The following is a 480-nucleotide window of genomic DNA, read 5'->3' on the forward strand; positions in this document are numbered from 1 at the left end:
CCGCTGGAGTTCTTTGGATTCAAGGTGAAGGTGCCGCCGCAGACCCGTTTTAACGGCGGTGAAAAGGGCAACTCCATGGTTACCCCCCTCATGGTATTTCTGCTGATGATATCCGGATATATCATGTGGTTTCCGTCCTATTTCCCGGCGAGCTGGGTAAGGGTCGCCTATCCCACCCATGACCTGGCCATGATTTTTGCCACGGTTATGGTGTGCATGCACGGTTACCTGGGTTCTTTCCACCCCGGCTCAGGCGAGTCCTTCTGGGGAATGTGGAAGGGCACCGTCAGAGAAGACTGGGCCAAGCACCATCATGCGGTATGGTATGAAGAGACCTACGGCAAAATGGCAGGCCCCAAACCCAAAACCATCCTGGGCCTCCCCGTTTTTGAGGAGTATAGCGACAAGCCCAAGGATGCAGAATAATCATTATGGTATGCTAGTTAACTAAAGAAAGGGGGAGTAAGCCTCCCCCTTTTC

Annotated in this window: 1 protein-coding gene; it reads left to right on the forward strand. The window is 53.1% G+C overall.

Features of this window, described 5'->3' with window-relative positions:
* Positions 1-426, forward strand: a 426-nt coding sequence (locus B2633_RS10390; protein WP_483170565.1) for a cytochrome b/b6 domain-containing protein, incomplete at its 5' end; no start/stop codon positions are given.
* Positions 427-480: the final 54 nt, after the last annotated feature.

Origin of the sequence: Syntrophomonas sp. UBA1041 (assembly GCF_002316705.1) — a bacterium.
Classification (GTDB): Bacteria; Bacillota; Syntrophomonadia; order Syntrophomonadales; family Syntrophomonadaceae; genus DTU019.